At 47.9% G+C, this 11,928-nt stretch carries 10 protein-coding genes; all 10 read right to left on the bottom strand.

Annotation, left to right across the window (positions count from 1 at the left end; translation table 11 throughout):
- Nucleotides 1-3: 3 nt before the first annotated feature.
- Nucleotides 4-762 (bottom strand): teichuronic acid biosynthesis protein TuaG, encoded by a 759-nt coding sequence (gene tuaG / locus SB24_RS12345; RefSeq protein WP_039253632.1) that lies wholly within the window; start codon nucleotides 760-762, stop codon nucleotides 4-6.
- A 23-nt stretch (nucleotides 763-785) separates the two neighbouring features.
- The gene (gene tuaF, locus SB24_RS12340; protein WP_015418339.1) at nucleotides 786-1,466 is read right to left on the bottom strand and encodes a teichuronic acid biosynthesis protein TuaF; all 681 of its coding nucleotides are present in this window, start codon (nucleotides 1,464-1,466) and stop codon (nucleotides 786-788) included.
- Complete coding sequence (gene tuaE / locus SB24_RS12335) at nucleotides 1,463-2,950, bottom strand: teichuronic acid biosynthesis protein TuaE (protein WP_015418340.1); 1,488 nt, start codon at nucleotides 2,948-2,950, stop codon at nucleotides 1,463-1,465. The genes tuaF and tuaE overlap by 4 nt, the downstream gene beginning before the upstream one ends.
- A gap of 67 nt (nucleotides 2,951-3,017) precedes the next feature.
- Nucleotides 3,018-4,358, bottom strand: coding sequence for a UDP-glucose 6-dehydrogenase TuaD (tuaD, locus tag SB24_RS12330; RefSeq protein WP_015418341.1), 1,341 nt, complete (start codon nucleotides 4,356-4,358; stop codon nucleotides 3,018-3,020).
- A 4-nt stretch (nucleotides 4,359-4,362) separates the two neighbouring features.
- Nucleotides 4,363-5,559 (bottom strand): teichuronic acid biosynthesis protein TuaC, encoded by a 1,197-nt coding sequence (tuaC, locus tag SB24_RS12325; protein ID WP_015418342.1) that lies wholly within the window; start codon nucleotides 5,557-5,559, stop codon nucleotides 4,363-4,365.
- Nucleotides 5,556-7,004, bottom strand: coding sequence for a teichuronic acid biosynthesis protein TuaB (tuaB, locus tag SB24_RS12320; protein WP_015418343.1), 1,449 nt, complete (start codon nucleotides 7,002-7,004; stop codon nucleotides 5,556-5,558). Before tuaB ends, tuaC begins: the two co-directional genes overlap by 4 nt.
- A 36-nt stretch (nucleotides 7,005-7,040) precedes the next feature.
- A complete protein-coding gene (locus tag SB24_RS12315; protein WP_003151373.1) occupies nucleotides 7,041-7,700 on the bottom strand; it encodes an exopolysaccharide biosynthesis polyprenyl glycosylphosphotransferase in 660 nt (219 codons plus the stop codon).
- A gap of 216 nt (nucleotides 7,701-7,916) precedes the next feature.
- Nucleotides 7,917-9,407, bottom strand: coding sequence for an N-acetylmuramoyl-L-alanine amidase (locus SB24_RS12310; RefSeq protein WP_015418344.1), 1,491 nt, complete (start codon nucleotides 9,405-9,407; stop codon nucleotides 7,917-7,919).
- 21 nt (nucleotides 9,408-9,428) lie between these two features.
- Nucleotides 9,429-11,549: a SpoIID/LytB domain-containing protein gene (locus tag SB24_RS12305; RefSeq protein ID WP_039253628.1), complete on the bottom strand. Its 2,121-nt coding sequence runs from the start codon at nucleotides 11,547-11,549 to the stop codon at nucleotides 9,429-9,431.
- A gap of 32 nt (nucleotides 11,550-11,581) precedes the next feature.
- Complete coding sequence (locus SB24_RS12300) at nucleotides 11,582-11,899, bottom strand: hypothetical protein (protein WP_007407496.1); 318 nt, start codon at nucleotides 11,897-11,899, stop codon at nucleotides 11,582-11,584.
- Between the last annotated feature and the right edge of the window lie 29 nt (nucleotides 11,900-11,928).

The raw sequence follows: 11,928 nt of genomic DNA, 5'->3' as shown, positions 1-11,928 counted from the left end.
CGCCTACAGTCTTTTCAAGACCGCGTTTTTCGCATATTGCATAAAACACCACGAAGCCTTGATAAAATGCAGGCGCTCAATTTCTCTATAAACAAACCACGTTTTTTTTGCGGCTTTCCACTTGTTGCTTGAAATCGAATTCTGCACAAGCCTGTATTCTGAAAGGCACTCATTCAGGCCGTAAGCCGTAAATCCCCTTTTCAACAGGGAAAGCCATGTCGCTAAATCCTGCCGCGTTCTGATATCAGGCATTTGAATCTGTCCCGTCTGCTCTCTGTCAATCATGACCGTTAAACATCCGATAATCGTGTTTTTTAAAGCTTCATCATATGACAGGCTTTCAGGGGCTTGAATCGTTTTGTCCGTCGGCGTTCCGTCCTGCTCCATGACGCTGTAGCCCGTAAATGAAAAAGCGCAGCACCGCTCTGCCATAAACGCAAGCTGTTTTTGAAGCTTTTCCTTTTTCCATCTGTCATCGCTGTCCAGAAATGCGACATAACGGCCCTTGGCATGTTTAAGGGCTGTATTTCTGGCAGCCGCGGCTCCCCCGTTTTTCTCTAAATAAACGACGCGGATCCGCTCATCCTTTTGTTCATATTGCCGTAAAATATCTCTCGTTCCGTCCGTTGAACAATCATCCGCGATAATCATTTCCCAATGCGGGTGGCTTTGATGTAAAACGGACTGAATCGTGTCTTCGATATATTCACTTGCATTATAAGACGGTGTAATGACAGATACGAAAGGTTTCCAGTTTGTCATGGTCACATCTCCATCGCAGATTTTTACAAGGACTCTCTAAAAAACTCAGGAATGACAATGAACATAAATGCAACTGCAATGCCGATTAAAACGCCCAGAACCGCTTTCTTTTTCGGCGGCATGCCTTGTCCCGCCGTTTCATTCATCGGCTCTGAATTGATGATGCCGGCCGCTTTCAGGTTCAGCTGCGTATTTTTCAATTCGTATAAAAATCGTTCCTTATCCACTTTGGCGTCCGCGCTGACGGTTTCTCCTTCAAGCGCAGCAATACTCTGCCGCACTACTTTTGCCCGTTTTTCAAACAGGTCCTGATCATTCTTCAGAAAAGTTTTTATGACGGCTTGAAACACCGATTCGGTCTCCTGCTTGTTTTGGCCGCTGTAGCTGACCGTGATCAATGAATCTGATTGTGTTTCGACAGTCAGTTTACTTTTCACGGCCGCTCTTTCTTCGTCTGTTTTATCAGGCAGAGCCTGCTTTAAAAAGGCATCGCTCATCAAAAGGAGCGGGATTTCTTTTGTATTGTTATAAAGCGGATGATCATAATTTCCCGCGGCGATCGCGGCTTCTGATGTAAAACTGCTGCTCCCGCTGATTTTTGACGGCAATACATATCCCGCCGCCCCTAACACAACGGGCAGCGCAATGATCCAAATAATATTCTTTTTGATACGCCGGGTTATTCTTGTCAACATATCCTTCATCTCGCATCTCCCTGTTTTTCATAGTACGCCGTGACGGCAGGCTCCTTTTGTAACCGCCTCAATATATTGACCGCCGCGATCACGAGCGAGAGAAATACCCAGTGGAAAAATAAATTTGATACGGAGCTTGGGCTGATGCTGCTTACCAAAAAACCGGCCATCGCCGTGATAAGTCCTTCTGTGATCAGTCTTGACTGATTTTCCGATTTTCTTTCATGACATTTATAAAGTGTCCAAAAAAGGAACAAATAGACTGTCAGGTAACCGAGCATCGTAAGCACGCCGAAGTTCGCGATAATCTCGACGAGCCAGTTGTGCACCTCAACTACGCCGCCCGTATCATAAACAGGCTCCGCTTTTAAATAGTAAGAGACGTTTCCGGCACCCACTCCAAACCCCCAGGAATCAATCACATAGTGAAAGGCGTTTTTTAAAAGATTCGCCCTCGCGAGGTTGGAAGGAAGCGGTTGCTGTCCCGGCATCGCCTGCGGAGCTGAAAACAGATTCAAGACGGCGTTGGTGATACGGCCCGCAAATAAAACCGCAAACAGCGCCGCACCCGCTCCCGCTGCGTACAGCGCGAGCTTTTTCAACAGGGAAGGCAGCAGAATGAAGACGTATACAGCCGCCCCCGCGCATATGCCCAGCAGACTCGCGCGCGAACCGGTCAAAATGATTAAATACAAAGCGCTGATCGCAAAGAGCAGGCTGACGGCCTTCACATAGCCGTTTTTCATATTTTTCACCGCCGCCGCATACAGAAAGAAACTGATGCACAAAAACGTCGCGAAATCATTTTGATTAAAGAAAACGGACGTCGGGTAATGCTGTTTGTACTGCGGGCCGTTATAAAGCGTGGAGCTCGGCAGATGGTGGTGTGTAAAATGGTTGTAAAAGCCGATCGCCATCACAAAAATGGTCATCACAAGCCATATGCCGTAAAAAACCATCAGCTGATCAAAGCGCTGAATGAACATGACAATAAGATAAATCAGAAACATGCCCATTCCCATTAAAGCTAAATATTTAATCCCGTACGTCACGGATTTTGCCCACAATAACGATAGGAGACCGTATGTAAACCATAAGGCGAAAAACATCAGAACCCCTTTTACATTCACCCGATTCCATCTGTCAATATGATGACGGTTTGTCAGGATGCCGGCGATGTGAAGGGCGCCCGCTCCGATTAATAACAGCCGGTATATAAATAAGCTGAAAAATCCGAGATGGATCGCAAAGAAGGCCTGGTTTAAAAATGTACACGCGATCAGTATATAAATGAGCCCCATAAACATCTGACCGTTTGTTGTAAAGGCGGATAGCAAAGCAAGTCCGGCAATACCGATCATGGCGGCAAGCAGCAGCACGGTGATTTTTCCGAATCCGGCATCCGTCCTGACCGCCTCCAGCATGATGAATCCTCCTGTAATGAGAGCGGCAAGCAGCACAAGAACATGTGCCGCTGAACGTTTGATACTCACATGGCAAACCCCTTTCCAAAACCGGCAGCCGAGCCGGGCTGCCGAGAGCCTGAAGACAAATCTTTTTCTATCTTGCCAGTTCTTTTATTTGCCGATCGGCATGAACCGCCGGACGTCCGACGGAATGATAAGTGAATCCTGAAATCCTCATATACTCCAGCGGAAACATATTTCTGCCGTCAATGATGACCGGCTGTTTGAGCAGCTGCTTCGCCCTCTGAAGATCCATCTCCTTGACTTCCGGCCAATCTGTTGTAATCAGGCATGCATCCGCGTTTTTAATGGCACTGTACAGCTCTGTGTGATATTCAATGCCGCCGTCTCCTAATATCGCTGACGCTTCGGGAATCGCGATCGGATCATACGCTTTCACGTGAGCGCCCTGCTCTTTAAGGCTTGTGATGATATCAAGGGCCGGGGCGGAGCGGACGTCATTTGTGTGCGGTTTAAAGGCCAGCCCCAGTACGGCCGCGGTTTTCCCTTTTAAGGGACCGATGGCGCGGTTCAATTTTTCCGTAATACGGACCCGCTGCTTCTGATTGGTTTCAATGACGGCTTCCATCATTTGAAACGGATAGCCGGCGGCGTTTGCGATATGCAATAAAGCCGTTGTATCCTTCGGAAAGCAGGATCCGCCGAATCCGATGCCCGCCTGCAAAAATTTATTCCCGATCCGGCTGTCAAGACCGACGCCTTCTGACACATGGGAAATGTCCGCCCCGACACGTTCGCAAATATTGGCGATATCGTTAATAAAAGATATTTTCGCGGCTAAAAAAGCATTTGCGGCATACTTAATCATTTCCGCGCTTTCAAGATTGGTCTTTACGATCTTCGTACGGAACGGCTTATGAAGCTCTTCAATGACCGAAGCGGCATGTTCGCTTGTGGCGCCGATAACCGCCCGCTCCATCTGCATCGTATCCCGCACCGCCGAACCTTCGCGGAGGAATTCAGGATTTGACGCGACATCAAACGGATATTTTCCCTTTGACGCTTCGCTGACGATTTGGTAAACGAGCTTTCCTGTCCCGACCGGAACAGTGCTTTTGGTGACAATGATTTTGTATCCGTTCAGCTGTTCTCCGATTGTTTGCGCCGCTGCCTTAATGTAGGTCAGATCGGCTTCACCCGTCTTTGACATCGGCGTACCGACGGCGATATAGATGATATCAGCGGCTTTCACAGCCGGCTCAATGCAGGCCGTAAAGGATAAGCGCCCGGCACTGACATTTTTTTCGGCTAATTCCTCAAGCCCCGGTTCATATATCGGGATGACTCCGTTTTGCAAGCTTCTGATTTTCGCTTCATTGATGTCACAGCAAGTCACATGATGGCCGATTTCCGCAAAACAAGTTCCAGATACAAGACCTACATACCCTGTTCCTAATACAGCGATTTTTTTCACAGCTTCATCCCTCTTTCGAAAGGTTCTCCTCTTGCCCGGCCCGGTTCATTACGGATCGGTATTTCTCTTTCAGCGCTTTCGCGTTTTGGCTTGCGTCAAAATACGTGCGGACGGTTTGATAAAGTTCCTCGGCTGTTTGCGGCGTCCAAGCCTCTCCTTCGTCATATTGCAGAATCGATTCTGCCAGCGTCTCAGGTGAACCCGGCTTGATCAGCAACCCCCGGTGTTTCCCGAATAAAGAAGCCAATCCTCCGACATCGGTGCAGATCACCGGCACCTTCAGAGCGAGCGCCTCAATGACCACAGTCGGCATGCCTTCGCTGTAGGACGGCAGCGCCATTACATCCGAAGCCAGCAGATAGTCCTGTACCTTGTCGTTCGGCACTTGCCCGGTGACGATATGAGCGGCTTCACGCAATGAAGATGCGGCGGGACCGTCACCGACAAAGACGGCTTCATATCTTTCATCCAATGATTGAACGGCTTTTGATAAGTCGAAAACACCTTTCTCTTTGACAAGCCTGCCGATGAACACGATCAGTTTTTTATCCGGAGGAAGGCCGAGCCGTTTTCTGACGGCTTCTTTCGTCTCGTTCCTTTTTCGGAAGGCGTCAAGCGTGATGCCGATCGGAAGCACGGTGCACTCCGCTTCGATGAGCTTTTTCATTTGTTCCCGCAGACTGCCGCTCACAGCGTAAATATCGGCTGCTTCCCGCACCGCAAATGTAAATGCGCGATGAGCGCTTTTGCTGTAATGCGGATAGACATTGACATCACTGCCATGCAAGGTCAGCACATACGGAATGCCTAAAGCCTTTGACACAATGGCGGCCGCTCCGCCTGACGGCATGGCGAAATGCGCGTGAATCAGATCGGGCTTCAGGCCATGATTTTTGATTTCGGAAAGAATGGATTCCGCCATTCTTTTATGCGGCTGCGCCCATTTCAGCTGCCCGGGAACCGCCTGATAAAACGGCCGGTGGACGGACACGCCTTTCCGCCATTCATACGCCGGCCTGATATCCTTTTGCCGATACGTCTTTTTCAGCACCCGGAATGGCGCGGCGAGTTTCGGCCGCGGACAAATGACGGTCATCTCCGCGCCAAGCTTTCTCAATTCTTGGGCCTGCGTCTCATGAAAAACGCCTTCTCCCGGCTTCTCACTGCTCGGATAGACACTTGTCATCCACAATACCTTCATAGCAAACGTCCTTTTCTTAATTTACTTTTCATATGCGGATAAGCTTTTCCTAACAGGAATAAATAACACAACGCGCCGCAGGCTACGGAGATCGCCAGCCGCAGCTTGACATCAAGGCTGATCCGCTCCGTGCCGAAGCTGGCTGTAAAGGCGATGACACCCATTGCCGCCGTAAGCAGAAACGGTTTGGCCACGGCTTTGAAGTAAGCCGACAGCCGCAGCTTAATGACATATGCCAACAGCCAGCGCCCGATCAGGAAATTCAGGATGCTGATGAAAGCGTACGTCCAGGCTACCGTCAAGAGATTTCCGGACAGCACGGCGGCGTACAAAGATGCACCATACAGCAGCATCACCCCGGCGTCCCAATAAAACGCCAGATCGGCCCGCCCTTTTGCGAGCAGCACAGATCCGTTCGGATTCATCAGAACCCTTAATACCCCGACGATGGCGAGAACGTTTAAAACCGGGACAGCCGCCAGCCATTTTTCTCCGAATACCGAAGCCACGAATGCATCCGACACTGAAACCAAACCGAGCAAAAGCGGAAAGGATATCAGCGCGAGTATTTTGGTCATATTGAGAAATCCTTCTCTGATAACGCTGTTTTCATGCTTGTTTTTCGCAAAGACGGGAAACGCGACTCTCGTAATAATCGGATTAATTTTTAATACCGGAAGCGTGACAATCTGGTAGGCCAGATTGTAAATGCCGAGCGCCTCAGCGCCGATAAAACTGCCGATCAGAATCATATCAATATTCGCTCCGAGCCGGTTCACAAGCCGGGAAGACAGCTGAAAGGCCCCGAAAGAAAAGAAGCCTTTCATTCCTTTCAGATCAAAAACCAACGCCGGTCTCCATGTTTTTCTGCAGGCCATCCAGTACAGAATCCCTTTCGACGATTGCAGCAGCACCTGGGAAATCACATAGGCGAGAATCGGGTCCGTATAAAAAACCGCGGCCGCCAAATACACGAAGGACAGCACATTTGAAAAGATTTCAATCTTGCTTAACGTGTTAAATGCCAGCGCTTTTTGCAGCATATACTGGTATTGCTGACCGATGGGCGCGATTAAAAACATGACGGCCAGCACGCGGATTAAATAGACAAGCTCCTCCCGCCGATAAAAATCGGCGATGAGCGGACTGCTGAAAAACAGCAGCGCAAACAGCGCAAGCCCCGTTATGATATTCAGCCAGTACAAGGAAGACATCTGTTTATCAGTCACATGATCTTTTTGAATGAGCGCGGCGCCAAAACCCATATCCAGCGCAATTTGGGCAAACACCACTACCGTTGTGATCATGCCGACAAGGCCGAATTCAGCCAGTGACATGACCCGCCCGAGCAGGGCGAATTGGATGATTTGAATGACCGTAATACACGCTGTCGAAATACTTGTCCATTTGGCGCCGCTCAAGATTTGATTTGTAATACTAGGCATCGTTTTCCCTACTTTTTTGTCTGCTGACCAGAATTTTTATCGCGCCCCGTCACCGGTCCAGATCACTTTGCACGTTTTGAGCATAATCTTCAGTTCCAATGAAAAGGTCAGGTTGCGGATATAATATAAGTCAAACATTAGTTTTTCCCTCGGTGTCATGTCATATCCCCCGTTGACCTGCGCCCAGCCGCTTAATCCCGGCTTAACGGCCAGCCGCTCCGTAAACCCCGGAATCTCAGCCTGAAACTGTTCCGTAAACACGGGCCGCTCGGGACGCGGGCCGATCAGGCTCATTTCTCCCCGAAGCACATTTACCAGCTGCGGCAGCTCATCAATACGGGTCCTTCTGATAAAAGCGCCGACCTTTGTCACGCGGGGATCCTTTTTCAGCGCCCAGACCGCCCCCGATTTTTCAGCATCTATTTTCATAGAGCGGAGCTTATACAAATAAAACGGCTTCCCGTCTTTGCCTACCCGCTCCTGCTTATAAAAAGCCGGGCCGGGCGACTCCAAACGAATCAGGATGGAGAACAGGCCCATCACCGGGAGCGCCGCCAAGAGCCCCGCAAGCGCAAACACAATGTCCATGAATCGCTTAAAAGCCAAATAACGGGCCGTTCTTTCCGTAACGGCAGCGGAAGTCCCCTGCCGCACTGCATAGTTATTATTTACATTCATGCTTTTCTCTGCTCCCACTGACACACACCTCACGATTTGTTGGGATGTTTGATGACCTATGCCGTGAGTTTAGCAGATGGATGTTAATTGGAAGTAAAGGAAGCGTTAATGTTTATTAGAATGTTTCGATTATTGTTTTTTTATTGTAAATCTATTCATATCCATATTTGAGACAAAGCATAATGAAAAATAAAAAAACAGACCGATATGAACCGGTCTGTTTCCATCAAAAAATTATCGGAAATAGGAGGAAACGCCTTGGGTGATCCCCGCCGCGAGTCTGTCCTTTTTCGTTGATTGTTTTAAAATATTGGCATCAATCGGGCTTGTGACAAAACCGGTTTCTAACAAGACACTCGGCATTTTAGAATACTTAATGACGTAAAATCCGGCAGTTTTCACACTGCGGTCACGCGTGCCGAGAGCAGAAACCATTCTCGGCTGAATATTTTGGGCAAGCCTCAGACTGTTTGCGGATTGGTACGTTTTATCATAATACGTCTCCGTACCGTTTGCACTGCTGTTATCATTTGCGTTCGCATGGACGCTGATGAAAATATCGGCGTTCGCCTTCGCCCCTTTGTTCACTCTCTCCTCAAGCGAGTCAAAGGTGTCGCCCTTCCTCGACATTACAGTAAGCGCGCCCGCGCCGTATAATTGATTGTTAAGACGCGTAGCGATATCAAGATTTACATTTTTCTCAAGCAAGCCGTTTCCGGTTGCACCTGAATCCTGATAGCCGTGCCCCGGATCAATAAAGACCGTTTTGCCGACAACGGGATTTTTAAGCTGTGACGCGGCATTGTTGCTTAAAGATGAAGCACTTCCTATGACGGTGAAGCTGGTGATGTTTTTACTTCCGATATACGTCCGGACGTCTTTTGACAGACTGTCTCCATTCGTCAGCAGGTGAACTCTTCCCTGTTTGGCGCTCAGCACGCCTCCGACGATGGTATCCGCCTCTTTAAAACCATTGGTAACAAACGTATAACCTGTGCTTAAGCCTGTCTTTTTTGCAAGATTCACAGACAGGTTATAGCGGTTTTTGCCGCTGATTCTTGAAGGGTTCGGCAGTTTATTGTAAAGTGAGCTGCTGATGCTGCTTGTCCCGCCGATGACAATCGTGTTTTTAATCCCTAAGCTTTTGATCGCATTGGACGTAGAACCATTTAATGTCGAATCATTAGTGAATAAAATCGGATATTTTTTAGCGGACGCATAAGAAATCGCAGCCATTCCATCTGCATCAACAAACCCGTTGACCACAAGGGCTGTAGAAGATCTTGTCATTTCACCCGCCACTTTTGCGGCTGTGGCATATCTCGTGCTCCCTGATAATCGTTTGACACTGATGCCTAATTTAGCAATTTGATTTGCGGTATTTTTCGAAACGGCAGGTGTGCCGCCAACGATAATCACATTTTTCGTTTTTAAATCAATTAATCCCTTTTTTGTGCCCGCAGACAGCTGATCTTTATTTGTAAACAGCAGCGGCGCATTTTTTTGATATGCAAGCGGCGCAGCGGCAATTGCATCGGCATATGAAGTTCCGCCGGTGATAATGACCGTTTTCGCTTCACCCCATGATTGTTTTGCCGCCAGTACAGCCGTATCATACCGGGTGCTTCCGCCGATCCTTTTAACCGTGTTGTCAGCCAAAGCGGAAGGGACAAATAGAATGACCCCGAGAATAAAGACGGGGAGACATTTTATGATGAATTTCAATCCGATCTCCTCCACAGAAGTTTAGTAGTTTGTAAGTGCTGTATTAGGATAATAGAACGCAAGAATAGAAGTATACGGCTCTCCGGCCTCCGCTCTTTCTTTTGCTCCGTATTGACTCATTCCTACGCCGTGACCGTATCCCTTTCCTGATATCGTGATTTGCGAAGAATTACCGGACGCACTGGCGTATGTGCTTTTAAAAGATGAAGCTCCGATCATCGTCCTGAGTTCAGACGCTTTCACCTCAACAGATGCAGTCTTGTTCATGACATAGCCTTTCGACTTGTCATTCACATGGTACGTGACCTTCACCGCGGCGTCTTCCGCGCGCTGGCCTTTTGTTTTTCCGGTGAGTGAGAGATCAGAGATGCTTGCAATTTTTATGGAACTTGCATTGGTTTCTTTATTTTTCATCAGCCAATTTTTTATTCCGTTGAGCTGCGCGGCATTTGCTTCGTTTGTTTTAGACCACCAGGATGCGGGATTTTTCATATCCAGACCCGCTGGCAGCTGCTGCTTCTGCAATGTTAAAGACCAGCTGATTTCCGGATCTTTTGTATCCTTTTTGGCTACTAAATACGGCACTTTCGATCCCCACACTTCATCGCCGGCTTCCATGTAACCGCCATTGCTTGATGAGTAAGTGGCATCTATCAATCTGCCGGAATAAGTGAGCACTTTCCCTTTTGTTCCGTTAACGGCTGCGGTGGCGTTTGGATACCAGCTGTATCCCCCGTAAACCTGAAAGGCCGTTGTATCCGCGACTGTTTGTCCCATCTTGCCGATAGAGTAGGTGCGGGCAGCAACAGCCTGGGCTTTCAGCGCTTCTGTCGGCCAGCTTCCCGGCATTTCATTCGGCAGGACACCTTTCAGATAATCCTCAAAAGGAATGTTTTCATTAACAGGTCTTACATATTTGCCGGATTCCGCAGTGAAACTCATATTCCCCAGATATGGCTTCCCGTCAATGCTGATTGTGTTTGCTGTTGAATATTTTTCAGGAACCGCCTTGAAAGACGTTTTTCCGCTGTTAATGCCTGCAACGCCTAATTTGCCGCCGGACGTTTCAATACGGTACGTCTTTCCGTTTACGAGATAAAACTCTTTTGCGTAAGCAGCCTTAACTGAATCGGCAATTGAATTCGCGCTGCCTATTAATGTATAAGAATAGGTGCCTTTCGTTTTAAAAAGGCTGGCCTCGTCGGCGGGTGTTTCGCTTTTTTTGATGTATACAAGCGGCATGTGATTTGCGGCGGCAATATTTGATCCGACAACGATGTCCGCTAATTTAGTCCCGTTGGCAGCCACCGTTTTGCTTGCATCCATGCCGAGCGAAGTGACTGCGTTTGCTGATATTTGATATCTGTTTGATCCGGTAATTCGTTTGGTGACCGAGGCCTTCTTTTTAATTTGATTCTCCACATCTTTGCTGACGCTTGAAGTGCCTCCCATGATGATCACTTTTTTAGGCAGATTGTAGCTCGGAAGGGAGTCTTTTTTCGTCAGAAGAATCGGATAGCCGTTTTGCGCGGCATAAGGCGCGATTGCCAGCGCATCCGTATATACATCCCCCGTTACTACGACCGCCTGGTCATAGCTGCCCATTTCGGCCGCAATATTTTTGGACAGATCATATCTGTTTTTTCCGCTGATCCGTTTCGTGCGGCCGTATTTCTTCAATGTCTTTTCCGCGGCTGACGAAATACTGTTCGTCCCGCCGATGATTAAAATATTATCCGGACTGAATTTCTTGATTTGCGCTTCTGTGCTGCTGCTCAGTTTTTTCGCTTCAGTCAGCAGAACAGGCGCTTTCAGTTTATTCGCTAAAGGAATGACGGAAAGCGTGTCCGCAAAATAAGCGTCCGTATTCACGACGACTACGTTGGACGGGTTTTTCCAATACTTAGATGTCGCGGCGTTAGCCGTATCATATTTGGACGCGCCTCCCAATCTGACAACGGAGGAGACATCGCTTCCCGTCAGTTTATAAGTTCCTGAAGGTTCGATATTCAGAGTCGATTTATTACCAATATAATTCGTCAATTTTACTGAGATATCAGAACTGGACGCAAAAGTGCTTTCCGGTAATAAAGCCAGGCTGAATATCACAGAAAAACAGACAGCCCATATTGTTTTCTTCAATTTTTATCCCGCCTTTTGCTGATCATGGTGTATTATTTTGCTTTCTCGATTTCCTTGATCTCTTTTTGGCCTTTATCATTTGTGAAATACGTAATGCTGACTTTGTCATTTTCGCTGAATTTATTCAGAACATCAGAGAAGTCATCAGAAAATTCAAAGCTGACGGGCTGATCATCCACTTTTACTTCAATTGTGTGCGTATCCGCCATACCGACATAATATGCCGTTTCTTTTTGAGCCTGGTTCTCCGAAGAACCGCTTCCCTTCTTTGATTGATCCGCCGTTCCGCACGCTGCCAATACAACAGAAAAAAGCAGTATTAAGAACGAAGCTGCAATAGTTTTTTTCATTTTTTTCACCTCATCTTTATGTATCGTCT

Origin of the sequence: Bacillus sp. Pc3 (assembly GCF_000815145.1) — a bacterium.
GTDB classification, from domain to species: domain Bacteria; phylum Bacillota; class Bacilli; order Bacillales; family Bacillaceae; genus Bacillus; species Bacillus velezensis.
The sequence above is the reverse complement of the archived record's forward strand: the minus strand, read 5'-3'. Positions and strand labels throughout refer to the sequence as shown.

Coding starts and splice junctions, on each gene's coding strand:
- tuaC (WP_015418342.1), bottom strand. CDS start 5,559: ATGAAGGTATTGTGGATGACAAGTGTCTATCCGAGCAGTGAGAAGCCG.
- tuaF (WP_015418339.1), bottom strand. CDS start 1,466: ATGAAGGATATGTTGACAAGAATAACCCGGCGTATCAAAAAGAATATT.
- tuaB (WP_015418343.1), bottom strand. CDS start 7,004: ATGCCTAGTATTACAAATCAAATCTTGAGCGGCGCCAAATGGACAAGT.
- SB24_RS12300 (WP_007407496.1), bottom strand. CDS start 11,899: ATGAAAAAAACTATTGCAGCTTCGTTCTTAATACTGCTTTTTTCTGTT.
- tuaG (WP_039253632.1), bottom strand. CDS start 762: ATGACAAACTGGAAACCTTTCGTATCTGTCATTACACCGTCTTATAAT.